The following is a 26219-nucleotide window of genomic DNA, read 5'->3' as shown; positions in this document are numbered from 1 at the left end:
TCTCATCTCCGATCGACTCTTACGCTTTTGCCGGTCGAGGCTGAGTTTATGGCCGCCAGCGCCACCGCCAAAGCTTGCCGGCCGTCTTCCAGAGTACACCCGGGTTGGGCACCGTTTTGGAGACTCGCAAGAAAATGCCGCCACTCGTCCCGATAGGACAGCAACCACTCTCCCCCGTGCCGGAAGCCTAATAGCGCCTGAGGCAGTTCCTGAATAAGGCGCTTCGCTGCGTCCACTCGGCTTCGGACATCCCCGGGGATGCTCGTCGTCGTGGCACACTCCAGGCCGTCAAACCGATAGAATGACAGTGCGAGGGAGCCCGTCCGCCCGCAGATTTCCACGCTGTTGTTCTGACTCGTCCGTTCGGCACAGGCAACGGTAGCCAGCACGCCGTTACTCATTCGGGCGATCACCGTGGCTGATTCATCTTCCCACAACCCGGACCGCGTATAGGCGCTGACTTCCTCCACCTCCGCTTGCGCCAGATAGCGCCACAGATCGAAGTGATGGATGGCCATCTCCAGCATAGCCCCCCCGCCCGTCGCACGGGTCTTTCGCCATTCAGGAACACTGTCATGAGAACTCGTCAGGACACTGCGGATGAGATCGAGCGGTCCCAATCTGCCCTCTTGGATCAATGCCCTCGCCTGACGGGCCAGCCGATGCCATCGTACATTGAATCCCAGCATCACCATCCGAGTCGTGCGTGACGCCCGGTCGATCAGCCGATCGCAATCCTCCAGCGTGAGGGCGAGCGGCTTTTCGATAAAGAGATGCTTCCCCGCATCCAGCGCGGCCAGCGCGACCTCCACATGTTTCTGTGCCGGCACGCAGATCGCCACGGCATCAATCGAGTCGACCTTGAGCAGGTCCTGATAATCGGTGAACCGATACTCGGCGTCGACGTGCCGAGACGCACGGTGCAACGCCTCGGGGTCCATATCAGCCAACCCGACAATCTTCATCCCCTGAAGTGACTTCAACGCCGGTAGGTGCAACTGTTCGGTGACACGCCCGCACCCGACGAACCCGATTCGAATCTCCGTGTCGCCTTCCATACGCCAGCCCGCTGTTCACACCAGAGACAGATCCCGGCGGTCTTCGTCTCGAATGTGCCGAAACCGATGAAATTCGAACCGGGCCACTTGATCGACGGCTCCTCCGACTCCAGCGGCATAGCCCACCAATTGTCCGATCCCATCCATGACCAGTCCGATCACCAGAGCATGGATACACGAAAGAAACCGGCGCCGTTGCTCAATGGACCCAAGGCCTCGCCAGATCCGCCAGAGCCGCAAGGCAGGAATCAGCGGCGAGCCTGCAACGAACAGCGTGCGCCGCCAGAAAGCCATTTCCCGCACCCTTGCACCGGCAAAGAGGCGACCATTGTAGAATTGCACGGGTAACCACGACCGCCACAACGAAAAATTCGTATGCGCAACCTGAGCGGATGGATCGATATAGAGGCGGTGTCCGGTCTTGCGCAAATCCCAATGCAGAAGCGTTTCCGCCTCCATCATCGGCTCCAATTGTTCCCCGTATTCAAGCAACACGTTCCGCTTGTAGCTGGTGTTATGACCGGGAAGAAAGTCAGCCTCTCTGGCGGTTGTCGGCCAGAGCCAAGGGCCGTAGCCAATAAAGAGATCCGCCCAACTCACGGCGCTATTGGGATTCGCATTGCGGACCGCGGGACCGACGGCCGTCCAAGGACCGCGATGGGCGTTGATTAAGCTCTCCGCCCATTGTGGATCCGGGAAGCAATGGTCCTCCGCCAATGCGATCAGCGCAGCGGAGGCCCGGCGAATCCCCGAGGCATTAGCCCGACCAATGGAGTGAATGGCCCCCACCTCCAGGATCTGCACCTGCGAAAACTCTGCTAGAAGCTCGGACAATCGAGCTTCATCCAGGTTCAGTTGCCTACGCGAGGGAGCCACGATCACGATTTCGAGCGAAGCCCGGGCCGTCTGGCGGATCAGGTAGGAGATCGTATGACGAATGCCGTCAAAACTATCAGGGGTCGCGATCACGACCGACATCAACGGGCTGTTCGTCTCGCTCACGTGGCAGGGACTCCTTTTGCCCGACAGTCCTCACTTCGATCGCATGTCGACAACCCGATTATAAATAGTCGCCAGGGCCCATCCGATGAGTCCCCCCGTTGCGGTGCCGTAGAGAAAGCCGACGAGGCTGCCGGTCCAGGTGACCGAATAGCCGATAAAGTAATTCGCCAGCAAGCGGAGATGGATTCCGACATCCTCGCCGCCTCTGATCAGCAGCCAGGCAGTCATGAGAAATAAGCCGGCTCCGCACACCAGTCCGAAGCCGGCCGCGAGCAGGACCGCCTGGATTCTCACCACTGCGCGATTGAGTTCCCGTTCTTCCCGATCCGCATTGTCCATCTATCACCTATCGATCCAGAACACGATCAGGCTGTTGTACAACTAATTCGATGCTTTGAAAACCGTGACCCGAGAAGAACGCTGGGGACTTTCCGACATCCCGCTATACCTTGTCCAATAGATTGCGTCTCTCCTCCGCCTCGGCTCTAGAACGCACCAGCAGTGCATAGAGTACGATGCCACGGTTGAACAGCCATGCACCCACGTATCCAGTCAGAAATCCCCATAGCCCCATCTCGACCAAGCCGATCACCGCGCCGATCCATGTGACGCTGAAACCTGAAAGAAACTGTCCGACGAGAGACAGATTCGGCCCCACGTTTCCACCGCCCTTGACCAATAAGATCACGGTAGCCAGGAGGAGCCCAAGCCCACTGACCGTCCCCATCGCCACTCCCATGGCAACCGGATCCAGCCGCGCAAAGGCCCGGTCGAGCACCCGATCGAGTGAGGCCGGCGGGTCCTTCACGGCAACGGTTACCGGCTCGGGAACCAACCGATCCCCGCCCTTCGAGTTCGCCATGCGGCCCTCTTCGTGATATTCCTTTTCGGTGTTCACCGTCCACACGTCCCACCGTTCTCCCGTGATGTTCCGAGCCGCATAAATCCCGGTCAGCATCGAATGGTCCTGGTTGTTGTATCGGTGAAGCCCGTTCCGTCCTATGGTCTGCAGATTCGCGAATGACGCCAGATAGTCACGGATGATCGTCACATTGGCTTGGTACGTTTGATCGTACACGGGGTAGGCTTTTTCCATCCGAACGACCGTCCCACCAACGACCTCCTTCGGATCGATGAGCCCCAACTGATGACATTCGCGGGTGCCCAAGTGGATGAGCTGTTCATCGGGCCATGACCATTCCTCATCCTTATCCCAGAGAAAATATTCCAGTCCTAACGAGGTCGTTGCTGGATCCGGCACCATGTAGGGGCTCCAGTTCTTATAGTTCTGGATTCTTCCAACCTTGACATCCGGAGAATGGATATAGATCCAGTTGTCCGGGAAGACCTCCTCGCGGTTGAGGATCAGGACCACGGTCAAATAATCACGGTAGCGGAGACGCGAGGCGGCATGGAGCACTGTTTCCGGAGGTAAGGGATCCAGCGCGAACACAAGCTCCCGAAGCGGCATCGTCGAGACAAAGTCAGAGCCGTCGAATTCCGTCTGTTCTCCAGTCAGCGTCGTCCCGGAGACGGACTCAACTCGCCCTTGTCCGTGACGGAGCCGCTGGACGTGGATGCCGCGAATCGTGCGGACACCCCGCTCGCCGATCACCGACTCGCACCGTTCCCACATCATTCCAGGCCCAAACCTTGGATAGTGAAACCGTTCGATCAAGGAGGTAATCTTCTGACCATCTATCCCGCGAGAGGCGCCCAGCAATGCGTTGCGGACGGCCTGCTTGAGGGAAAGGTTCTTGATCCGCTGTGCCGCCCAATCTGCCGAGATTTCTTTGCAGGGAATCCCCCAGACCTTCTCCGTGTAGGTCTTGAAGAAGATGTTATACAGTCGGTACCCGAACCGATTTGACACCCAGTCCTCGAAAGTCTTTTCGTCGTGGATATGTGCGAATCTCGCTTTCAAATAGCTGAGCGCGATCAAAACGGACTCGAGTGGTCCCAATCCGAGCAAGGCGTTGACCGGCCTCAAGGGATAGTCGAAAAAATGCTGTTGGTAATGGATGCGGGACTTGCGCGGACGCAGCAGGAATTCCTCTCCCAGGATCTCCTGCCACAACTCATTAATCAGCGGCACTTTCGAGAAAAATCGATGCCCCCCGATATCAAAACGATATCCGTGGTAATTCACGGTCTTCGAAATCCCGCCGACCTGGGTTCCGCTCTCCAGTACGGTCGACATCACTCCCCGCTTGGAGAGCTCGTAGGAAGCGGTCAGTCCGGCCGGACCGGCGCCAATGATCACTGTAGAAGCTCGGCTCACCTGGATTCTCCAATTACACGAACTTCATGAAACACGTGCCCTTCAAGTCCGAAGTTCAGCGGGCCGGCCTCGTGCGAGATATCATCAGAAATCGGAGCGCTCCGGCTCCAAAGGCCAGCCCGCTGTAGAGAAAGTAGACCCAGTGCAAGGGGATAGCCCGCAGGGAAAAACTCAATCCGCGTTTCTTGATAAAAAACCCATAGAGTTGATGGTTCAACGCAAGCAGCCCCACTATGGACAGGGCTGTGATGACGATTGCCCAGGGCCACCACCAGACGATGCCCAGACTCACCACCATTATCCCCACCAATAACGTGCTGATGCGCCCGGACATCTTCAAGTTTAAATCATTGGGGATCCCACGCTGTGAAAGGATGAGTGCGGTCCAGGGCAATGCGCGGCAAAACACGTCGGTCCAGACGATTGACGAAAGAGTCCACTTCTTCCAGTGGGTGACCTGCAAGCTTTTCACCAGGCGTATCCGATAACCCGCGTTTTTGAGCCGACACCCAAGTTCAATATCTTCGATGGAAGGTCTTCGATATGTTTCGTCGAACCCGCCTACTTTCTCGAACACGGTCCGACGTATGGCTCCGCAGGCCCCCCAGAACGTTGAAGCCTCCTCACGTCCCTCCTGATGAACCCAATGGTGCAAGAGATTCCTGTACTGGGAAAGCACGTTCGGATCGCCCGGCTGATCATCATAAGAACCCATTACTGCGGCGACACCCGGCTCTCGCCGGAAAGCCTCCTCCACCCGGCCGATCGTATCGCCCTTGATGGTGACGTCGGCATCCACAAAAAAGAGGATCGCTCCTCGCGCACTGCCGGCACCAAGATTTCGCGCTCTTGCGGGCCCTCCCGCCGTTGGGAATCGCAACACCTGCAGGCCGAGGCGCTCGGCGTAGGCCCCCGACCCGTCGGTGTCTCCGTCCGCAACCACGATAATTTCAAACGGAGGTGGCGAAGCGGCCTGCAAGCTCGCCAGGCACCGTCGGAAGTCCGGCCCTCCATTATGAACCGGGACAACAACCGAAATGGTGTCGGCTTGAGGAGATTCGGTACGGTCAATCATCGACCGTTTGTGCGGTGACAAGACAACTCTGCCTTCCAACGATGAACAACCTTGTCGGATCGCTCACTCTGTCAGGGACCATGTGAAAGAGTATAGGGGGCGGCCCCTGGCTTAGGCAATTCAGGAAAATAGCATCCCATATACCGGCTAATCCATGTGCTCAGTGGAATGATTCCAGCAACAAGACAAACGGATTGATTTTTTTGATTCCGAGCTGGCATAGTTTTTGGGCAGTCTTAACCGGGGAATCCAGCTCACCCCACGGAGTGTGCAGGATCAAGGGCCACACGCGCATCCATTCAATCTGTCATGGTGTACACAAAGTGATTGCGGCCATCTCATTAGAGGCTCCATCGGCGCCCCTGATCGAGCAGTTGATCGGGGATGACCGAATGCCGCATCTTGCAGCTCTTCAGCGAGCAGGCCAGAACGTTCAGCTCGCCCCCCCGTTTCTCGATGGTTCCGTCTATTCGACTCTTTACACGGGTCGTCATCCATCGGAACACGGCATTTACTCCTTGTTTACCTGGTCTCCTTCCGAACAACGACTCCGGCTTTCCTATGACCTGATGCCGGCTGATACGTTGTTCCAACGATTGGACCGAGCGGGCAAGCGAGTCCTTGCCATCGATCCACCCGAACATCCTCTACAGAATCTGACCAACAGCATTGTGGTCAGCGGATGCCAATTTCAGTCACGGGTCCACTTAGCCAAGTGGTCGCGTCCCTCAAACGTGGGCAAGGAACTCTCAGAACACCTCGGCCAGACACCAAGAGGTGAGGAGACCTTTGGACAGCCATCGCAGCATCACCTGTTATATCTCCGGGATATTCTCATGCAGGCACCCGGTCGCCTAGCCGGCGCAGTTGAACGACTGCTGGCCGAGAAGACTGTAGACGTGCTCTGGGTGCATATGGTTGCCGTACACCTGGCGGGCCATCAGTTTTTGAATCCAGCGGCCGTCAACCTCATAGGTCAATCCTCAGCTGGGTCCGCTTTGTTGAAGAATTCGTTGGTCGACGTCTACCAAGCAGCGGATGCCGCACTCGGTCGGATTGTGAAGGCACTGCCTGCCGACGCAAATATCTTCGTCTTCTGGCCCAAGGGCATGGGTCAGGAAACCTGTCGGGCCGATCTTCTTCCCGAGATGTTGAAACGAATTTTGAACCCCGGAGCGCCGGTCCAGAAGTCATCTGGAAGTGACGCTCTCACGAAACTGCGCGCGATGGTTCCCACTTCGCTTCGAACGGCCATAGCGGACATGCTGCCGGACTCCCTTTCGCTCGAGCTCACCGCTCGACTCGGGACGATCGGGAAAGACTGGCCAACCCTTCGGGCTTTTTCATTACCCTCCGACGGACCCGGGTTGGTTCGGCTCAACGTCCGAGGCCGAGAGCGGAATGGCATTGTTGCCAAGTCCGAGGTAAACGAGCTTTGCAACGAGATTTCCGCAGGGCTCCGGACGTATTGCGATATCGACGGGAACGCGTGCATTGCAGGCATTGAACGTCCTGGGGAACATTTACCTCCCGGTCGAGCGCTCGATCACCTTCCCGACCTCATTATTCGGTGGAGCAATGAACAAGCTATACATCTGCGGGGCGTGACTTCACCGGTCTACGGCACCGTGTTGCGCGAAGGGGTGGGGTCAGGGCGGTCGGGAAACCACGTCCACGGTTCACGCGCGATTATCGTGCCGCGATCGGGAACGTACCGACCGATCAAGGGGAGACAGCCTCATTTGGTTGATGTAACTGCTACAGTCTTGGCGGCAGCAGGCGTCCTTCATAGCGACCTTCCCGGCCAGTCGCTTATCGTATAGTGCTGGTTTGATCCACACGTGAAGTCCAACGTCGATGATGTGGCAATACATGCTTAGCCCCACAAACCGCGGAGCACGGTTTTGCCAAGTCACGCGCTTGATCGGCTGCTCATAGGCTCGTGAGTTTGGAATAGCTTTTGGGGTCTTCATTTCTCATTTATGTCGACTGGAGTCATCTACATCGCAACAGGAAGGAAATTTATTGATGAGTGCTGTGTCTCTGCCGAAAGTTTAAAACGCCAAATGCCGGCCATCCCGATCACACTGTTTTGCAATGAACAGGTGCAATCAAAACATTTCGACAGTGTGATGCCAATTCAACATCCCCGCTTTAATCTCATGGATAAAGTGTTGCTCATGAACTCTTCTCCTTACGAAAACACTCTGTTCTTGGATACTGATACGTACGTCTGCGATAGCTTTGAGGAGCTATTTACACTATTGGACAAGTTCGACCTCGCCTTGGCCCACAGCACGTACCGAGCCGTTTACCGGGTAAATGGCATCCCAGACAGTTTTCCCGAGTTTAATACCGGAGTGATGTTGTTTAAGAAGTCTCCCCAAATCAAGCAGTTGTTTGCTGATTGGCTGGCCTTGTATGAGAGGGATGTGGGGAAGGAGCAACAATGGCTCACTCCCTTCGGAATCGTCACGAAAGTGGATAGCAACCTTAATGATCAGCCAGCATTTCGAGAAGCCGTATATAACAGCCGCGTGAGAGTGGCAAATCTCACCTCTGAGTATAATTGTCGATTTGAATCACCAGGATTTGTGCATAACACTGTAAAAATACTTCATGGTCGCCATCCGAATCCGCGTATGATAGCCAACACGATCAACGCAGATCGTTCACGAAGGACTCACATTATGAAGTGGGGAACGTTAAAGGTTGCTTGCGGCCATGATGGGAGGAGAAATCACTTCGACCTCGTCAAATGGTCTCTCCATTACCGGGGCCTATGGGCAACAGTAGCACTCATCGCACAAAGACTTCGGGATCGATTTCGCAAGCCTTAACTGGACCACGGCTTCGCCGAACTCGCGTGGTACAGCGCGGGTTCAGCTGTGTATCGGTGATCCTTCGCCATGTAACACCGGAATGAAAAAGATACATGTGCTGTATGTCTATCTTGGTTTTTATCGCGATGCCGGAGGAGAGCATGCACCGCTTGGTCTTGCCGAAAAACTGGATCGCGAGCGCTTCAAGTTCGAAATTGTCACCCTGATGCCGACCACCTCTTCACTCGGCGCTGCGGTGTTGGCAACCGGTTGCACGATACATGAACTTGGGCTGGGCATTCCGAGTCTTAGAACTCCTGCGGGCATGATCAAGACCATTTATGCATTTTACAAGACGTTCCGCCGCATTCGACCGGACATCGTTCACACGCAATCCGGGTTCTGCAATGTGTGGGGCCGCTTGGCCGCACGACTGGCGCGGGTACCGGTGGTCATCGCAACGATAAATTTTGGGGGTGGCCCAAAACCACGATGGTTTCTTAGGCCGTTGATGCGTGTGATGCACTCCTGGCTGTCGACACATACCGCCGCATACGTTTGTGTAGCGAAGCATCTGCTCAAAGAGGAGTTGCTGCCACGCGAATGGGATCGTGCGGAAGTGATTGGCGGATTTTTCGATCTCAATCGTTTTCTTGCAGGCCGCACCGAATTGCCGGAAATTCGCGCCCTTAGGAATCCCGTGCGTCCAGTACTTGCCGTCATCGGAAGGCTGGAATATGAAAAAGGGCATTGTGTTGCGATCGCTGCCATGCGAAAAATCGTTGATGCTGTCCCTGACGCTCGACTCATGATTATCGGTGGCGGCAGCTTGGAGGGAGAACTCAAGGATCAGGTCAAGACACTGCGACTCTCGAAGAATGTCGAATTCACCGGTCATCGAACCCAAATTTGCGACGTCATGTCGACTATAGACCTATTATTGATACCTTCGTACAACGAAGCATTCGGCCACGTGGTCTTGGAATCGATTGCCGCCGGCGTGCCGTTACTGGGAAGCCGCAGCGGTGCATTTCCAGAAATTCTTGAGAACGGCCTGTATGGTAATTTGGTGGCGCCATTGGATCCAGACGGATGGGCAGATGCAGCGCTCGACATCATCGCCAACCCTGCCCCAGCATTGAACAAGTTGAAAACGGCTCGCGCAAAGGTCCTCGCTCGATACACAAAAGAAGAGGGCGTCAGGCGCCATGCCGACCTGTATCAACGTCTCGTTGAACACTGCAGCACGGGTAAATAGAACATCGCGCATCCTGGTCGATGGATGCACAGGGAACACAACAAGAGTCGGAGAATTCACGATGCCAACATCTACAAATACAATGACGGAACAGTCGGTGATCGGCGCCAATTCCAAGCCTGTAGTCAGTGTGGTGATTGTCGCGGACCATGACACCACGCGCCACGAGGGCCTTGAGGACTTGCGAAGTTGTCTGCAAGCTCTCGCACGACAGAAAGTCGACCAACCCGTCGAGTTTCTCCTCGTTGAGACAGACGAACGCGCTCGGAAGCTCCCTGCCGAGGTGATCGCCGAACTACCTGACTTGCGGGTACTTGCCGTGCCTCACGATGGAAGCTATGAGCGGAAAAATGCAGCTGCCAAGGCGGCGAAAGGTGAAATCATCGCCATACTGGATGTCGATTGCACGCCAGTTTCCGGATGGCTCCAATCGCTGGTGGACACCTTACGTTTGCATCCCCAACACGTTGCCGTCAGCGGCCGGACGATGTACGAAGGCAAGACCGCCATCGAGCGAAGCCTTGCGGTCTTGACCAGAGGATTCCTTGATCCCGGGAGAGTGGCGCCTACCCGGTTCATTTCGAACAACAACTCCGGAATTCGCCGAACAACCTTGGAACGGTTTCCCCTACCCGAGAAGGAAGGCCCGTATGCCGCGCAACTGCAATCTGCGGCCATCCAGCGGGACGGAGGCCGCTTTATTTTTCAGCCTGCCATGACCGTGATACACGAATTCGAAGGATGGTCCATGGAGCGGGATATCCGTTGTCACATCGGCTGGGCCACTATACGCATTCGTCAGGTTGACCCCCAATTGCGCTTCAGCTGGCTTCTCAGACTCGGGCAGGCTTCAATTCCATTGTTCTACATAGGTCGACTGATCGAGAGCTGGGGAACATGTTTCCGGGTAGGCCGATATTACGGCCTGCGGCTGGCGGACTTCCCCATCGCTCTGGGGCTCGCGTTTTGGATCCATGCTGTGGAGATCAAGGGAATGCTGATGGCTTTCAGAAACCAACAGCTGGAAGAAACGAACTACCGCTGACCGCTGTGGCAAAGCTACTCATTGCGTCATTGGTTGACCCTGCCACCCATCCTGGCGGCGCAGGCACCTATACGCGCGGCCTGGTAGCCGCTCTGCGAAGAAACCACACGGTTGACTTGATTGGGCCCCTTCACCCTCCTCCCGGCCCCTGGTACCGGTCGCGGCAGCTCGCGTCCTTGGCCAAATCGTGTTTTTCAGAACTCCCCGCAAAGGCCCTGTTTGCGCGTCAAGGCGAGTTCGAGCAGAGAATCCTGGAAAGAGCGCATGCTCATCATTACGATGCCGCGTTGATCAATAGCAGCGACATGTTGTGGGCTCTTGACGTCTTACCTTCGGACATGCCGACGGTACTCATCGCTCATAATCTTGAGCATCAGTTGCTGGTTCAGCAACTGGGTTCTTCCTTCCTCCATCGGATATTTAAGGCGGAAATTGCCAAGCAGCGGTGTTACGAGATTGCAGGTTTCAGTCGTGTTCGAGGAGTTATTTTTCTTTCAACGACTGAGATGGCTTGGGGCTGTACCCAAATCCCGGGGTTGCGAGGCCTGTACGTTCCGCCGTTGTTTACAGAGCCTCCGATAGCCCGCACGCGTCAACCCAGTGCACGGCTTCGCCTCGGATTCCTTGCTGATTTTGCCTGGTGGCCCAATCGCCAGAACTGGATGTGGCTGCTCAATGAGATCCTTCCGAACGTGCACCGTTCGATCGAAGTTCACGTCTTTGGACGGCAGAGCGACAAGATACCGACTCGCGACCGAGTCGTCGCCCACGGCTTTGCCCGTGAACTCCAAGTGGTCTGGAACCGGGTTGATATTATGATGTGCCCCATCCGCACCGGTGCGGGCGTGAATATTAAGCTTGCCGAGAGCCTGTACCACGGAGTGCCCGTTCTTGCAACTCCTCACGCCCTTCGCGGCATCGAATATCAATCGGGGGCCGGTCTAAAGATTCTCGACAGTGCCGAAGAGTGGGTGTCTTTCTTGAATTCATCTCAAGCCGGTTTATTGGCCACTCAAGTACCATCGGAGAAATTGAGTCGACAATTTGCTGTCGACCGACATGTGGAAAAACTGGAAACCTTCATTTTAGAGATACTACGGGGCAGAGACCAAGAGATAGATACAGGGCCGAGCCCGCTTATCGATTGCTCTTCAACGCCGTCGCGCTTTATTCATTCACCGTGAGCGGTCACGCATTCCTTTCCTACGCCTTGGAAGGTGTGGACGTGATACTCCGCATTCCGTAGTTTCGTAATTCCACCCGACCGTATGGCTTCGGCCTCGGTCACATCAGCCATATCTCCCAGTCCGAACACGATAAGCCGGCAGTCTTCGCCCTGTTTTGCAGAGGCAACGGTCGTATTGGTGACTCCCAACGGTCTTGTATACGATTCACAACCGGAAATGACCGGCAGCAGTATCGTGATCAGTATCAGTCGTGTGTTCATGGGGACCTTCCTTCTGTCGATCGACGGTGAGTCCATGGTCAACGCTTCACATTATACAAGAATGATCTCCCGGAAAGGCGAGGTATTGCTTAAGAAGATTGATATCGGTCTGGGAACGAGCTGTACATTCATACGCAGAGAAGACCGAGCGCGACACACGGCTATTCCGCTCGCTGCCAGAATTACTATTGGATACTAGCAGAGGATTTCTTTGGGACGGATATGAGCTGCATCTGACACGAGGGGAAACAGTCAGGCCTGTAGTTCAACCGACGATAGCCTCCCTAAGCTTGGGTCTAGCGGGCCTGAGAACGATTGCAGGTCTAAAAGTCCGACAAGAGGTGTTCGGGCATATGGTGTTCGGCCTGTTTCCGATAGGCAACCAGCATTTGCCACTGAGTTTGCCTCTCGCGTCGAGCCTTCCGCTGAAAAATGCGGCTGTAGAGTTTGCGCGTTATCGGTTGACCTCCCGTATAGAGCGGAGGAGAAAGGCGCGAGTAAGGCTTATTGCATTCCAACCATCGCAACGCTTTAAAGACCGGAGGTGATGATGAGTCATGACACACGAGCAGGCCTCCAACCTTGAGCAGACTGTCGGCGTAGAAGAGATCGAGCAGTGTCAGATCAAATGAGTGATAGCCGTCAACCAAAATGAAATTAAACTTTTCTCCATGTTCCGCTAACCGGGGAAGCGCAACATAATCAAAATCTTCAATGAGCCGATGGTTCGGCAGAATCGGTGTTACCGCCCTTAGCCCGGCACTGCCGTATCCTTCAGGACTGGAGGCCGTTTGCTTTGGATCAATCGAAGTGAACGATCCACCTCCAGACTGGCGTAACGCATCGGCAATGACCACCGAACTCGTCCCGTTAGCCATGCCCACCTCCAGCACATGAGCGGGTTTTTCTGCCAAGACCAACTCCCGCAGCTTTCGCAGTTCCACCGGACTCATCCCATCACGAATGAACGCATCATCGGCTGTTCGACTTTGCGGAAACGTGTCATAAATGATTCGAGGGGTGGCTATCGATAATTCAGGTTTGGCAGCAGTGCTTTGGTCCCACGACAAAGGTGAAGCACTTGGAACTCCAAACGGCGTTGCCGGCATGATCTGCTCCTCTTAATTAATTATTAAGTGACACTTTTACGCGGGTTCGTCATTGCACAACGGACAATTGATGGGGAACCGCACTCGATAACGAATTTCAGACAGTGCAGGACAGAGGAGGATCGGTCTGAGATGGACCGGCAGTGTATCGCTGAGGAGTTTCCGCAGACATATTCGGATTACTAATTTCAGCAAAGGTTTGTTGTCAAAGTCGGCGTTAAGAAACGCGCGTACTTTATGAAGCCGGACATTAATTCTTATGTCAGCAAGAGCCGGGCCATCTATCCTTTTCTTTGCATGAGAGTGTAATCCTTTAGTTTGAGCGAATTTGTAGAAGCTATGAGAGCGTTGGTTCTTCGCTACTGTAGGAATCTCGGATATTTGGTTCCAAATGTATACATACGATTATTAGAATAATGGAACAGGTTCTTTTTTAATGTGGAGCACAAGAGTCGTAATAGAAGTATAAATAGAAGTATAATAGTACGATGTATCGAAGCTGAGATTGCGAGTCCATGCAGAGAATGGTCTGCTAAATCATGAAATTTTCAATACGACACACTGTATCGGTTTTATTATTTATTTTGGCTTTCCTTCCATGTCCAGTACATGCTCAGCCTATAAACACAAACCCCAATTCGACCGCCAGCCCTGAAGGGACACAAGGACTTCTCCTTAATGCTTCTGGTGTCACTGGATACCGAAGCGCTGCGGAATATTTGACTGAAAGCGAGAAAGAAGAACAACAGGAACGGGCTGAGCGGGAAAGACGGTTGAAGGCCATGGAGAACTATGGTGACCCGCTCGCTCCGGTCGGACAATCATTCGGCCAATCCTATACGAGGCCACCTTACAACGGGCGTTGAACCGACAATGGCTATTGAAGCTGTGTGGCGACATCGACCCGACCAATCATTCATGTGAGGCTGCTCTCAAGCGAGTTCGGCGCGATGGTCATCCCCAATTCCTCATGTCGCAGGTGATTTGAGGGTCAATCTTTACAGCACCCCCCCAATCCTTTGTCATTGGTATCGACGAGTTGCGTAAGGATTGACTTCCGGTCAGAGTAATTCGAAATATTCGGGACGAATGAAATACGATCGACCATGATACAGGACTCCCTCGGAGACTCAACTGACTCTCAGACTGCCATAGGCGCCATCCGCGTCCTCGTCGTTGACGACCATGCCTCCATGCGAGAAGTACTGACCGACATGCTCAGAAGCTATCCCGGAGTCGAAGTCATCGGTGAAGGTGCCAATGGGAGAGAGGCGATCCTCTTGGCTAAACAGCGGCAGCCCGATGTTATTCTCATGGATATTACGATGCCGAAGCTCGACGGTATTGAAGCGACCCGGCAGATCAAGCAAGCCCATCCCAAAATCATCGTGATCGGGCTTTCTGTTCACCAGGGTGGCCCCGTTGAACTTGCGATGATGGAGGCCGGAGCCTCGGTGTTCATCAACAAGGAAGCCGCAGTGGACCGTTTATACGAAACGATGATGAAGTTGTGGCACGATCAGCACCTATCTTCAAAAGGGTGAGCGGCTCGCACCTCTAAACCTTCTCCCTCCCTGTCAAAGCGACTCCAAGGAACCGATCTCCAACATCACTGTACGGCATCTTCAATCTCCGCATATCTGTAACATCGTTACTCGTTGTTTGTACCTAATATGTTTCCATACAGTGCCCCTCGTGCGAATGCACTCGTCCTACTATATTCACAGCGATGAGAACGCAGGAACTCAGCTCAAAGGTCGGTCGGAACAATAGGCTCAGGGGAAGGAGTGGTCGTCGTCGCAGGAGCGTCCGCGGGAGTCGGTCGTGCGACCGTAAAAGGATTTGTGATCCAGATCAGGTTGGATCAGCAGTTGAGAAGATCGAGCGGTCACTGGGGCCAATTGATGTCCGGATCAATACTGCCATGGCATCGGCGCTGGCACCAGTGAAGGCGATGCGCCCTGACGAATACAGGCGGAGCACGGAGGTCACCTACCTAGGCTGCGTATATTGCACGCAGGCCGTGCGAGTGTTGATTCCATGATGGAAAGACCTTGGACACTACACGTCCGATTTTCTCCTCCTGACCATGGACGACGTATCCACGGCGACCATAAATCGATTCATACCTGTACCCGCTCGTCAGGGGAATCGAAACGTAATTCCGCCGATGACCTGATGAGAGTCCCACGTTGTTTTGTAAGTATCAGTGGCCGGTCCCCCTGCCGTGTTTTCATAGCTCAGCTTCGAGGTGAAGTGCGTAAACCGATATTCTGCAAACAGACCGATCGTTTTGGTGACGAGGAACGTCAATCCCCCTTCGGCCTTTGCTCCCACGGCCACGTTCGTATCGTGTTGACCCGTGGGCTGGACGTTCCGAGGCGTCTGTGCCCATGTGATGAAGAGCGCCGGCCCCGCGCTGATAAACGGTTGCAACCGTCCGTGAGTAAACTCCTCGCTGCGTAGCAGCGGCGCCCGTAGTCGAAGGACGTCGAACCCAATACCGAGGACCGGCAACGACCAATCCGCAGGTGTCGATGTCGTGGTGGTGGGGCCGAAGCCTGTGGCCGTGCTCTGGACGAGTTGGCTGGGAGCCTTCAGGTGGAAGTAGAACACGTCCAATCCGACACCGAGCCAGTCCATGCCTTCGAACCAATAGCCGCCCCGCCCTCCGATTGTCCAGTTATTCATGACCTTTAGATTCTGGTTGTTGATCGTCGTGCCCCGCGTACTGGTGATGGTGAGGTCGGTATCCTTGGTAAAGACTTCACCGCCGTAGATGTCGGCATAATATTCGGCCCTGGCAGACACGGGGAACGACAAGAGGAACATGAGCGCTCCGGCAAAACACAAGAGGATGGATGCACGATTAGCCATTCGAACACCTTTTGGATTGAGGTTGACCAATGTTCGATTAGGCTATCGTGTTTATAATACGAGTCAAGATTTAACGGATCATCTGCGCACACAATTCCCCGCGTACGACCCTTTCAACTCTCATTGCGAACCGGCATTCAATGCGATGGGTGTTGCTGATACGGCGATTCCGAGAACTAATTGCGACAATGTTCGCATGAAGACACGGCAGGAGGCGATTCTGTAAGGCTTTCATCAAAGCCTATTGGTTGTATTTCGTATCAACAAATATTTGACAGCGGCTTGATGAATTCATACTGTAGGCCCAACAGAACCTGCCGCGAACGGGGAACTGCTTAGATGAATTCCCTCCTGCCTACATGGGCACAGAGTGGGACAACTATCCTCTTTACCAGTTGGATCCTCTGGGTGGAGAGCGGGTCGCTACTGGATCTCGTCAATAAGCAGACCCGTTGGTCGATTTACGAAGCCTATGAATCACGCGAGGAGTGTAAGCGGGACATGAAAGGCCTGATCAATTCCATCAAAACATCAGCGATTGACCGTGGAGAGAAAGTATCGGACTCCGAAAGGAACGCGCTGGTTTTCGAAAAGAGGGGCGTGAGCCGGAGCGCCCACTACTACTGCCTGCCCGCAGATCTCGATCCACGACCACGAAACTAATTTCCATAGCCTTGGTCTGTGCGGTCTGATATCCGATCCATCGCTCGCAATACATTGCCAAGCCTCGCCACGCAGGTATGGCCCTCATGAAATCGTTTAGTCATTGGAGCGACATCATGGCGATGTTATAACGAACTGAACTCGATCCATCTTATTGTGAGGGATGGCATGCACTATGTACGTATCGGGAAAAAAGCCCTCAACTTGGACAGCATCGCCTATTGTGAGGTTCAGGCCTGGCAGGACGAGCTGACAGTGAAAGTGTATTTTACCGGCTCTGCCAACAATACTCCTCTCGTCTTTGGAGAAGCCGAAGCAAAGGATCTGTGGAAATACCTCGAATACATCGCTGAGAAACCGGTCTGAGGAACCAGCAGCATCCGTTTGCCTACTCTCTCCACCGTCATACCATCGACATACGTGAATATTTTGATTGCCAAGATGGTTAGGGCATGGAACCTGCCCATGAGGTTTTCCTACGCTCTCCGCCTGGATCCTGTGATTGTTTCTTTCCATAGGGCTTGCTCAAATACGTTGGTGCGCAGGGAGAATCTTTGGTGTAGAATTCAGAGGAATGAGTGGCGAAGGCCAATTACAGGTGCGGTGCCCGTTGAAGGGATCAGGTTCACTTATTACAGATGTAAAGCCGATTCGATTGGACTTTTATTGAGAGACATTGTGTTAGGACAAGCCATCCCAATGCGTGGTGTATTTCTGCTTGTCAGCGTGCTCTTGCTGGCCGGTTGTGCCGAGCCCTTTACGATTTTTCACAGTCGAACCGGTGAACCGATTATCTTGGGGCGAAGATCCTTTTCTTACGAGGGTTGTCTTTCCACCATGCGCGAGGAGGCTGAACGTCTCGGAGTGACATTCCGGTACGTCCACGTAAGAGGATCGACATTGGGACGGTCCATGCTCTGGCCGTTCGAGCCTGGGTATGCCTGCGAGGCGGCCATAGGTCCTGAGCGGTTGCCTGGCGGGCCCTATCTCGGTGTTTCACCGCTGGTCCCTCACGGATAATTGTTCATAGCACCCACCTCGCATTGTCCGCCGAGTTGTCAAAACGCAACAGTTGATCGAGTCTTCCCCGGGCTAGGCATAGCGCGCCATTATTCGATCTGCAGGGCGGCGGTTTTGCGGTTTTTGTTTCTTGCCTCGCCACTCGTGCTTATAATGGCAATCGAGATCCGCCGACCGTATCCGGCCGGCTGTTCCGGTCAGCGAAGCACCATCCGCTGAGTGGTACCGGTTAAGGGTCCTTCCATGATCACCGTTTTGCTCATCGAGGACAATGACGTCGATGCACGACTCACGCAGGATCTCCTCGCGGAGTGGAGCGTCGAGGAATTTGAGATCACCCATGTCAAGACGCTGACGGAGGGTCTGAATCGCCTCGGCCGGAGTCGTTTTGATGCCATTCTCCTCGATCTCTCCCTTCCCGACGCATTCGGTCTCCCGACCGTTCGACAGGTTCATGCGACCAACTCTTCAATTCCTTTAGTAGTCTTGAGCGGCGTCAGCGATCAAACACTCGCTCTCCAGGCCGTCCAACAAGGAGCGCAGGACTATCTGGTCAAAGGACAGGGGCACCCCGAACTGCTCGCACGTGCCGTTCGCTATGCAATAGAACGAAAGCGAACCGAGGAACGGTTGACATACCTGGCCCAGTACGATCATCTGACCGGACTGGTGAACCGCAGTCTATTTCGGGACCGGTTGGTTCAGGCAATGGCCCGCAGCAAGAGAATCCAACAGCCCATCGGGCTCATGCTGCTCGATCTTGATCGATTCAAGGCAGTTAACGACACATTGGGTCATGACATCGGAGATGAACTCTTAAAGACCGTGTCGGAGCGCCTCAAGAGCTGTGTGCGGGAAGTGGATACGGTTGCAAGAATGGGAGGAGATGAATTCACCATTATTTTGGAAGGCGTGGCGACCGAAGCCGCAATCGTCATTGTGGCAAAGCGGATCGTCGAAGCGCTTTCAGCCGGGTTCGATTTGAAGGGGCACACGGTGACTGTCGGCGTGAGCATCGGGATCACGGTCTTTCCGCATGACGACCAGGGTGTAGACGAATTGCTCAAGCATGCCGACGCCGCAATGTACCGCGCCAAGCAACAGGGCGGAAGCGGATTCTCCTTCCACGAGGCATCAGGATATGCCGCATCGGCTGCCGTTTCTACCTCCTGATTTCTTTAGTACTGCGATCCCCGTCTCGATCTGAACCGCATTCTCACTGCCCTTATCGCCCAATCTCGGCTAACGGTGAATCCGTCACCAGGATGGTCCCTCGAGGATTTGGGTAAAACACGTTTGAATTGACAAGCTGATCAGCGCCGGGTGTCGCTGAGGCGTCAGGCGTGATGACCATCCCCCAATGCATATTCCCGGCGCAGCGGTTGTCCATGAGAAAGGCTTCGGCATGATGGAAAAGCAATATTCCGCTCAGCATATTTTCACAACAGTGATTTCTCACAAGTTCAGGCCGACTTCCCGCATCCCGCACCGCAATCCCGAAATGATGGTTATTGCGGCATATATTGTCGGCCACTCTGGGCTGGGCTCCTGCAAATACAAAAATGCCCGACTCCCGGTTGTCGCACACCTCGTTATCGACGAAGGTGGGACGAGATGACGGACCATAAATCACCACGCCTGACAAAATGCCCTCCTTGGCCCGGCACTGCGTTACCACGCATGTGGAATCGAGCAGATTCATCGCCGAATGCTGATCGCTCCCGACATAGCGAAAGGTGATGCCGGATATCCGTCCAGTTTTCACCTGTTGGAGATACAGCGGTCCGCCTCGACGGGAATAGATTTGCACGGCGTCCCTGCCGGCACCGATAAGGAAAATCGGCCTCTCCGCGACAAATACCTTGTCTTCATACATACCCGGCTTCACAAAAATCTGGTCGCGTTCTTCCGCCTCTTTCAACGCCTCGCTGGGTTTCTGATAGGCCCGGGGATCCTGGCCGTCGACGATCAGTGTTCTGCCTCCGTGCGGATTGTCTGGAATCTTCATCATCGCTGAATCATTTTCTGATGGGCTGTTCATATGAATGGCCTATCTGCCGACAACGGAAATCAGCTGCGTTCGCGTCTTGCAGTCATGATCGGGCTCTCACTGGATCGTACAAATCTGTCGGGCGTTCGAGGTTCGCCATCGCACCGGGCCTCGGGGGGACAATTGTAACAAGGCGAATTGCCTTACTTTTAGCGGTATAGTTCGATGTCTGATCTGGCATGCCGATTGCGACATACCCGAGGACGTTTGATCCCAGGAGGTTCCCATGAGAATACGACGTGGCCGGATAGTGAGAATATTCGCCATGCTCCTACTCCTGACTGTCACTCCTCCTCTCTATGCAACGGCAACTCCCTCTCAGATACAGGACACCTCCCGACATCTATACGATCGGATCATGGAAGAATTCAAACATCGTGACTACGAAGCCGCTCTGGCGGGCTTTCGATTCTTTCTCGAACTCCACGGACACACGGCACTCGCGGCAAACGCCGAATACTGGGTCGGCGAGTGCCAGTACAGGATGGGGCGATACAAGGATGCGCTCAAGGCCTTTTACAACGTCGTTTCGTATTATCCGTTAAGTCCCAAACTCGCAGCCTCGACTCTGAAGATCGGCCAAACCTATACCAAGCTCAAAGACCTCGAAAAAGCCCGAATGATGTATGAGCGCGTGGTCGACCAGTATCCGGACAGTCCGGAAGCAGAGCTGGCTCGCAAAGCGATCGAGGCGGATTCGATCCGCATCGAACCGGTTCCACCGTTCTCTGAGGATGTCGCTGACGGCTTGCGGTGAGGTATTTCAATCATCGTCTCCAAGCCCACACATCCGCTCCAATTCCTGAACCGTATATGCGCGATTTCTTCCTAACGTCGTGACTCGGATTCCCGCCGCCCTCAAAAATTCCTGAGTCTCTTTTTGACCCACTTGATGCTCTTCTGTATCGGAATGGGCATCGCCGACGACGATCACCTGTTCGATCGTTCTTGAACCCGGATGCATCAGCACGAAGTCGAGCTGCTTCAACGCCATCCGGCGCAACAGCGGCAGCCTGACGGCTCCATCCACTTGAAGAGATAAGACAGCCCGCAACGGCACCTTGGCGAGCACGAGATACCGGTCGTGAACCGCCAATTGGATCATATTGTAGAACGCCAACTCTCCTGCCGTGAGGAGTTCCTGCGGCTTCACGACGACATGGCTCGGGAGCGTGATGGCGTCCTCTTGATCCGAGTGCTTTGAACGCCGAGCCATCTGCCAGAACACCACAACGATGGCCACAACACCCATTCCAATTGCGACGTACTCCATGGCGTGATTCATCATCGATGAAAATGCCGCGTCCAGCGAGGGCCGGCGGGAACAATGGTGCCAAGCAGCACAGAATGGGTGGCACCGGTGACAGCGGGAATGTTGCCGCCTTGTCCAGTCGCGGTCTGATACGCCAAGACCGCAAAGGCCACCGCCTCGAAGGATTTGCTGTCCCACCCCAGGGCTTCGAATGTCGTCACCGGCACGGGAGAAAAAACGGAGGACAAGCAATTCATAATGGCTCTATTACGCGTCCCTCCTCCCCCTACGACGACTTCATCCACTTCCCCGGTTATCCATCGCCGAGCGGTACCGACGGCTTTGGCCGTCCACATACTGCATGTGGCAAGCACGTCTTCAAGAGAGAGTTGCTGCTGTTGCTGAGCGTTCAGCACTTCGTCTACCAATGCCGGTCCAAAATCCTCCCGCCCTGTGGATTTCGGCGGACGCTTCGAAAGAAACGGATGGGCCAGAAGCTTGCCGAGTAGTCTGGTATCGACAGTCCCTTTGAGGGCCATCTTCCCGTCACGGTCCATGGACATCCGTCCTTTCGTCACCCGCGCGACCAAACTGTCCAGAACGATGTTCGCGGGCCCGGTATCGAACGCGAGGACACCGTCCTTGCTCGCTCGGCTGGGTACGTATGTCACATTGCTGATACCACCCAGATTTACAATCAGCCTGGCACGGCGAGAGTGTCTCAAGAGCAGCGTGTGAGCCGACGGAGTAAGAGGGGCACCCTGGCCCCCCGCTGCAATATCGCGAGGGCGAAAATTCGCGATGGTCGTAATACCGGTCCTCTCAGCAATGACGGCAGGTTCGGCAATCTGCAACGTCGAGCGGATCGCTCCGACGCCAGGCCCATGGATCCCATAGGGGAGATGATGAACGGTTTGTCCATGAGATCCGATCAGCGCGATATCAGCCGGCCGCAGTTTGGCCTGCCGGATGACCTGCAATGCCGCATCCGCAAACCATTCTCCGAGCAACGCGTTCAAGTGGCAAATGTCTGCGACCGTCCCCGACACGGAGGCGGTGAGGATCCGCTGTTGCAATGAACGGGGATAGGCCAGCGTTTGTGCGGCAAGTGTCCGAGCAGTGAGTGACTGATTTCGACCTGTGATGTCCACCAGCGCTGCATCTACTCCGTCCCCCGATGTACCCGACATCAATCCCACAATCTTCATGCAACGCCCTCCACAGATAAGTTTGCCGCTACGCTAATTGAAGTGCGTCGTCCGGTCAAGTCGCAGGTAAAGAGAACGGCTAGTGATTGCGCGCGTTGACTTCGTACAAACCCGATGTTACGGTCCCGACCCCATGCCTCGCTCCTTGTACGGATACATCCGCGTCCTCGTGATGAGCATCATCTCCCTTCTGGCGGGATCGTCTTGGGCCGGACCGCCTCAGGGACCCTTGAATATCGTCGTCACGATTCCTGTGCTCAAGGATCTGGCCGAACAGGTAGGCGGCTCACATGTCCGGGTCACCTCACTGTTGAAGGGCTATGAAAACGAACACACCTACTCTCCGAAACCCAGTGATCTGGTGGCGGTGAGAAAAGCGCGATTGTTATTCGAGGTGGGTATCGGATTAGAGGTTTGGGTCGCCTCTCTCGTCAAGAATGCCGGGAGCGGATCGTTGCAGGTCGTGACCACGTCCAAAGGCATCGGGTTGATCCGTGACGATCACGGACATCCCCACGAGAACAGCGAATCGGGCAATCCGCATGTCTGGATGGATCCGCAAAACGCGGCCACCATGATGCGTCATATTACGGAGTCACTGATCCAGGTCGATCCAGGCCATGCGGATGATTATCGCCGTAATCAAGCCGCCTATCTCACCCGTCTTGACCAACTCCAGTCTGAGCTGGCCGGTCGGGTCAAAGCGCTAAAGAATCGCCGGTTTGTCGCACATCACCCAGCTTGGCCGTATTTAGCCCGGCGATTCGGCCTGCAAATTGCCGGGACGATCCAGATGCAATCTGGAAGCGAGCCTTCCGCACTCCACATGCAGGAACTCATCGATATGATGAAAAAGGAGGACGTCAAAGTTGTCGTCTCAGAAATTCAACTCAGCCAAAAGCTTCCCGAGCTGCTCTCGAAGGAAACGGGGGCCCGTGTCGTGGTTCTCACGACACTTCCGGGCGGCATACCCCAGACGGACTCCTATCTCGACATGTTGCGTTATAATGTGCTCCAATTGGCGTATGCACTGGAAGCCGTTTAAGCGATCGGTTTCGATCCATCCGGGCAGGCCGGAGGAGATGTGACTAGTGCACCGCTCAACACCCTCCATCATCCATTTTGACCACGCGACGTTTGGCTTTCCTGGAGTAACGGCCCTCAAGGACATTTGCCTTGAAATCCATGCAGGGGAGTTCATCGGGGTCATTGGTCCCAATGGATCAGGAAAAACAACTCTGTGCCGCGCCGTACTGGGACTGATGCCGCCCCGACAGGGGCATATGAGAATCTTCGATTGCTCCTGCGATGAACTTCGGTGTCACCATCGGGCGCGCATTGGATACCTTCCTCAAAAAGGGGTGATCGACAGGCATTTTCCGGTCACGGTGCTTGAAACCGCCATGATGGGCCGCTACGGCGCGCTTGGATTGCTGACGCGTCCGTCCAGGCAGGACCGGGCTATCGCACTGGACGCCTTGAGCCATGTCGGGATGGAGGCCCACCAACATACCGCGCTGGGACATTTGTCAGGCGGTCAGCAACAGCGTGTGTTCATCGCCAGAGCGCTCGCTCAGCAACCTCAAGTCCTGTTGTTGGATGAGCCCACCACCGGTCTTGACATCACCACCCAACACAGCGTCGTTGATCTCGTGCAACGTCTGCACGAAGATCTCGGTCTGACCGTCCTTCTGATCACCCATGATATCAATTTGATCCGATCGCGCGTGGATCGATTGGTGCTCCTGAAAACTCGTCTGTATGCCGCTGGGCCGCCGGAGGAAGTCCTCAAACCTGATATCCTTCGTGAGGTGTATGGCAAGGATCTGGTCATCACCGGTGATGATCTCGTAATCGTCGAAGACTATCATCATCATTAGTGGTAGAACCCTTTTGGCACAGTCGGATTCTCTGAACACCTCTGGTTTCGTCAAGCTATTTGCCTTTGATCAGGCTACTATGCAATTAATCGGTTCTGTGAATCTTTCTGGAGCTTCAAACAGCGGTCTGAACTCGCTTGTCCGCTGGAGCCTCGATGGCATTGCGTTCAAGATGTTCCCTGATCAGGGAATAATGTCCCGGACCTCGCTGTTTCAATAGATCGATACTGATCTCGTCACCGAATGCTTGAGCTCCTCACTTACGACTTCATGCAACGATCCCTGCTCGCGGCGGCGCTGGTCGGAGGGGTCTGTTCCGTCATCGGCGTATTCGTGGTGTTGCGCGGTCTTGCATTCGTCGGAGCCGGGACGGCCCATGCCGCGTTTGCCGGTGTGGCGTTGGGCTATTTAATGGGATGGCCGCCGCTGTTGGTTGCTATAGTCTTCGGACTGATCACCGTCTGGATGACGGGATGGATGGAAGAACGCGGCCGCATGAAGCTCGATGTCTCAATCGGCATCCTGTATACGGCCACGATGGCCCTCGCCATTCTCTTTATCGGGTTGATGAAAGCCTACAATGCTGAAGTCTATGGCTATCTCTTCGGGAACGTCTTGTCGGTGACATCAGAGGAAATCCGAGTCATTGCGGGACTGACGGTTTTCGTGATCGGAACCATTGTCGTGTTTTCAAAGGAGTTGTACTTCATTGCCTTCGATCAGGAAATGGCCGAAGCGTCCGGCGTACCGGCTCGGCGCATGTTTTTTCTCCTCTTGACGTTGATTGCAATCACCGTCGTCGTCTCGCTTAAGACGGTGGGCGCCATTCTCGTGTTCGCGATGGTGCTTATTCCCGCGTCGACCGCATACCAATTGACGCACAGCCTCAGGACACTGACGTATTATTCGTTACTCATCGGAGTCTCCACCGCAGTAGCCGGTGTCTTGGTCTCAGCCACCTGGGACGTGCCGTCCGGGCCGGCCATCGTCCTGCTCTCGACCCTGCTGTTTTTTCTGTCAATCCTGTTCTCACCCAAACGTTCACGCGGAACGGCAACTGTACCGGCCTAGGACTTGACTACCCCCGATCCTCAAGTTTCGATTGAAACCCCTCCAGGCATTTGGTAGATTACGCCCCTTCAAAATCCAGAAAATGGGCGCCAGTTCACATTTACCACGGAGGACCATATGAACGTCCGGTTCGGCCTATGTGTTGTGTTATCGATGCTGCTAGGATTCTTCACCTTCGGGTTCTCAGGCTCCGCTGCAGCGGAGGACATGTCGTGGAAACATGAAGGGACGGCGCCAGAAGGAAGAATGACCGTGGGGTTCCGTGCCGGACTCAGTTTATTGACTCAAGAAGTGGTGGATGGTACCGACAGCAGCGTGGGGCCGGCACTGAACTTCCAGGCCATGTACGGCGTAAATAAATGGATAAACATTGGAGCCATGCTGACCTGGGAACGCCATTCGGTCGACCTCGAACGACCCAAGGCGGATTTAGCCAGCGTGAACACGGTGACATTGTTGCCGCTCTATGCAGAATTTCGGCCTGGGCATTTTGGTAAACTGCAGCCATATGTCGGAACCGGCATCGGCGTCAATATCAACTCGACCAGTGAAGCGGACGCGTTCAAGCGCCAGAATATTACCCTAAGCCCAGGCAATACCTTCGCCTGGCGCGTCGCCGGCGGATTAGACTACGCCCTCACCCAACATTTTCTTCTAAATACAGAATTTGCCGTCAATCGAAACCGCGGAACCCTTGAGACCAAACAGGGGTCGACGGTCACCGATCGGTCTGCGTTCGACGCTTCCAGCATGAACATCCTCTTCGGCGTCAAGTACATATTCTAGACCGGAATACGCCCCCCGGCGATCACTCTCGCCGGGACGGCGGCGTTCCTATGCCTAGCAGGATGTTGAAAAAGTCGCTCATGTCACCCGCCCGCCCGGACGTGCCAAGACACGTCTTCACCAGGCTGCGGTCTCGCGGGACACTGCCGCCTCACCATCTCGGCGGCGTTCACAGGCGTGCCGTGCCTTATTCGGCACGGCGTGAACCTCAGAGGCTCAGCGTACGCCCGGGTAAGAGCGGCTTGGGCCGCTCGGGGCGGGCGGGTGAGAACGGTTACGATTCGCCTCTTCGTTCGCTGCGGCCTTGCCGGAAGG

Annotated in this window: 26 protein-coding genes; 15 read left to right on the top strand and 11 right to left on the bottom strand. The window is 54.9% G+C overall.

Translation table 11 applies throughout. From position 1 onward, the window contains the following. Nucleotides 1-2 precede the first annotated feature (2 nt). From W02_RS13040 to W02_RS13020, 5 genes are all read right to left on the bottom strand, one after another. Nucleotides 3-1058, bottom strand: coding sequence for a Gfo/Idh/MocA family protein (locus tag W02_RS13040; protein ID WP_173048388.1), 1056 nt, complete (start codon nucleotides 1056-1058; stop codon nucleotides 3-5). A gap of 15 nt (nucleotides 1059-1073) precedes the next feature. After that, nucleotides 1074-2060 carry a glycosyltransferase family 2 protein gene (locus W02_RS13035; protein WP_173048386.1) on the bottom strand — a complete coding sequence of 329 codons (987 nt, stop codon included), beginning with the start codon at nucleotides 2058-2060 and terminating at the stop codon, nucleotides 1074-1076. 30 nt (nucleotides 2061-2090) lie between these two features. Beyond that, nucleotides 2091-2399 (bottom strand): hypothetical protein, encoded by a 309-nt coding sequence (locus W02_RS13030; RefSeq protein WP_173048384.1) that lies wholly within the window; start codon nucleotides 2397-2399, stop codon nucleotides 2091-2093. A 103-nt stretch (nucleotides 2400-2502) separates the two neighbouring features. Beyond that, on the bottom strand, nucleotides 2503-4341 hold the full coding sequence (locus W02_RS13025; protein WP_173048382.1) for an FAD-dependent oxidoreductase: 1839 nt from the start codon (nucleotides 4339-4341) through the stop codon (nucleotides 2503-2505). A 55-nt stretch (nucleotides 4342-4396) separates the two neighbouring features. Then, nucleotides 4397-5416, bottom strand: a complete 1020-nt coding sequence (locus W02_RS13020) for a glycosyltransferase family 2 protein (RefSeq protein WP_173048380.1) — start codon at nucleotides 5414-5416, stop codon at nucleotides 4397-4399. A 266-nt stretch (nucleotides 5417-5682) separates the two neighbouring features. On the opposite strand from W02_RS13020, the gene W02_RS13015 reads away from it, so the two are divergent. The 5 genes from W02_RS13015 to W02_RS12995 all read left to right on the top strand — a co-directional run bounded on the left by W02_RS13015 (nucleotide 5683) and on the right by W02_RS12995 (nucleotide 11725). After that, nucleotides 5683-7239: an alkaline phosphatase family protein gene (locus W02_RS13015; RefSeq protein ID WP_370467985.1), complete on the top strand. Its 1557-nt coding sequence runs from the start codon at nucleotides 5683-5685 to the stop codon at nucleotides 7237-7239. A 159-nt stretch (nucleotides 7240-7398) separates the two neighbouring features. Further along, complete coding sequence (locus tag W02_RS13010; RefSeq protein WP_173048376.1) at nucleotides 7399-8256, top strand: hypothetical protein; 858 nt, start codon at nucleotides 7399-7401, stop codon at nucleotides 8254-8256. 82 nt (nucleotides 8257-8338) lie between these two features. Further along, on the top strand, nucleotides 8339-9496 hold the full coding sequence (locus W02_RS13005; RefSeq protein ID WP_173048374.1) for a glycosyltransferase family 4 protein: 1158 nt from the start codon (nucleotides 8339-8341) through the stop codon (nucleotides 9494-9496). Between the two features lie 61 nt (nucleotides 9497-9557). Continuing rightward, a complete protein-coding gene (locus tag W02_RS13000; protein WP_173048372.1) occupies nucleotides 9558-10541 on the top strand; it encodes a glycosyltransferase family 2 protein in 984 nt (327 codons plus the stop codon). 5 nt (nucleotides 10542-10546) lie between these two features. Then, entirely contained in the window at nucleotides 10547-11725 is a 1179-nt protein-coding gene (locus W02_RS12995; RefSeq protein WP_173048370.1) for a glycosyltransferase, read from the top strand. Here the strand turns inward: W02_RS12995 and W02_RS12990 are convergent. Beyond that, nucleotides 11713-11988: a hypothetical protein gene (locus W02_RS12990; RefSeq protein WP_173048368.1), complete on the bottom strand. Its 276-nt coding sequence runs from the start codon at nucleotides 11986-11988 to the stop codon at nucleotides 11713-11715. The genes W02_RS12995 and W02_RS12990 overlap by 13 nt on opposite strands. Before the next feature lie 323 nt (nucleotides 11989-12311). Beyond that, nucleotides 12312-13097 (bottom strand): class I SAM-dependent methyltransferase, encoded by a 786-nt coding sequence (locus tag W02_RS12985; protein WP_173048366.1) that lies wholly within the window; start codon nucleotides 13095-13097, stop codon nucleotides 12312-12314. Between the two features lie 1106 nt (nucleotides 13098-14203). Between W02_RS12985 and W02_RS12980 the strand changes: the two genes are divergently transcribed. Then, nucleotides 14204-14641: a response regulator gene (locus W02_RS12980; RefSeq protein ID WP_173048364.1), complete on the top strand. Its 438-nt coding sequence runs from the start codon at nucleotides 14204-14206 to the stop codon at nucleotides 14639-14641. A gap of 598 nt (nucleotides 14642-15239) precedes the next feature. On the opposite strand, the gene W02_RS12975 is transcribed toward W02_RS12980, so the two are convergent. Continuing rightward, nucleotides 15240-15974, bottom strand: a complete 735-nt coding sequence (locus W02_RS12975; RefSeq protein WP_173048362.1) for an outer membrane protein — start codon at nucleotides 15972-15974, stop codon at nucleotides 15240-15242. A gap of 339 nt (nucleotides 15975-16313) precedes the next feature. Between W02_RS12975 and W02_RS12970 the strand changes: the two genes are divergently transcribed. From W02_RS12970 to W02_RS12955, 4 genes are all read left to right on the top strand, one after another. Further along, entirely contained in the window at nucleotides 16314-16637 is a 324-nt protein-coding gene (locus W02_RS12970) for a hypothetical protein (RefSeq protein ID WP_173048360.1), read from the top strand. Nucleotides 16638-16805: 168 nt separating this feature from the next. After that, on the top strand, nucleotides 16806-17003 hold the full coding sequence (locus W02_RS12965; protein WP_173048358.1) for a hypothetical protein: 198 nt from the start codon (nucleotides 16806-16808) through the stop codon (nucleotides 17001-17003). A gap of 333 nt (nucleotides 17004-17336) precedes the next feature. Continuing rightward, a complete protein-coding gene (locus tag W02_RS12960; protein ID WP_173048356.1) occupies nucleotides 17337-17657 on the top strand; it encodes a hypothetical protein in 321 nt (106 codons plus the stop codon). A gap of 243 nt (nucleotides 17658-17900) precedes the next feature. Beyond that, a complete protein-coding gene (locus W02_RS12955; protein ID WP_173048354.1) occupies nucleotides 17901-18830 on the top strand; it encodes a GGDEF domain-containing response regulator in 930 nt (309 codons plus the stop codon). A gap of 52 nt (nucleotides 18831-18882) precedes the next feature. On the opposite strand, the gene W02_RS12950 is transcribed toward W02_RS12955, so the two are convergent. Next, a complete protein-coding gene (locus tag W02_RS12950; protein ID WP_173048352.1) occupies nucleotides 18883-19668 on the bottom strand; it encodes a right-handed parallel beta-helix repeat-containing protein in 786 nt (261 codons plus the stop codon). 265 nt (nucleotides 19669-19933) lie between these two features. Between W02_RS12950 and ybgF the strand changes: the two genes are divergently transcribed. Further along, a complete protein-coding gene (ybgF, locus tag W02_RS12945; RefSeq protein ID WP_173048350.1) occupies nucleotides 19934-20464 on the top strand; it encodes a tol-pal system protein YbgF in 531 nt (176 codons plus the stop codon). A 6-nt stretch (nucleotides 20465-20470) separates the two neighbouring features. Here the strand turns inward: ybgF and W02_RS12940 are convergent, their stop codons facing one another. Together W02_RS12940 and W02_RS12935 are read right to left on the bottom strand one after the other, a co-directional pair. Beyond that, entirely contained in the window at nucleotides 20471-20980 is a 510-nt protein-coding gene (locus W02_RS12940; protein ID WP_173048348.1) for a DUF2726 domain-containing protein, read from the bottom strand. A gap of 11 nt (nucleotides 20981-20991) precedes the next feature. After that, entirely contained in the window at nucleotides 20992-22167 is a 1176-nt protein-coding gene (locus tag W02_RS12935; protein ID WP_173048346.1) for an anhydro-N-acetylmuramic acid kinase, read from the bottom strand. 133 nt (nucleotides 22168-22300) lie between these two features. Between W02_RS12935 and W02_RS12930 the strand changes: the two genes are divergently transcribed. From W02_RS12930 to W02_RS12915, 4 genes are all read left to right on the top strand, one after another. Then, on the top strand, nucleotides 22301-23212 hold the full coding sequence (locus tag W02_RS12930) for a metal ABC transporter substrate-binding protein (protein ID WP_173048344.1): 912 nt from the start codon (nucleotides 22301-22303) through the stop codon (nucleotides 23210-23212). Nucleotides 23213-23258: 46 nt separating this feature from the next. Next, nucleotides 23259-24047: a metal ABC transporter ATP-binding protein gene (locus W02_RS12925; RefSeq protein ID WP_173048342.1), complete on the top strand. Its 789-nt coding sequence runs from the start codon at nucleotides 23259-23261 to the stop codon at nucleotides 24045-24047. A 270-nt stretch (nucleotides 24048-24317) separates the two neighbouring features. After that, nucleotides 24318-25118, top strand: coding sequence for a metal ABC transporter permease (locus W02_RS12920; RefSeq protein ID WP_232068536.1), 801 nt, complete (start codon nucleotides 24318-24320; stop codon nucleotides 25116-25118). A gap of 117 nt (nucleotides 25119-25235) precedes the next feature. Continuing rightward, complete coding sequence (locus W02_RS12915; RefSeq protein WP_173048338.1) at nucleotides 25236-25904, top strand: outer membrane beta-barrel protein; 669 nt, start codon at nucleotides 25236-25238, stop codon at nucleotides 25902-25904. The last annotated feature ends 315 nt before the right edge of the window (nucleotides 25905-26219 follow it).

Source organism: Nitrospira sp. KM1, from assembly GCF_011405515.1.
Lineage (GTDB): Bacteria > Nitrospirota > Nitrospiria > Nitrospirales > Nitrospiraceae > Nitrospira_C.
This window is presented reverse-complemented; position numbering and strand designations above follow the sequence as displayed.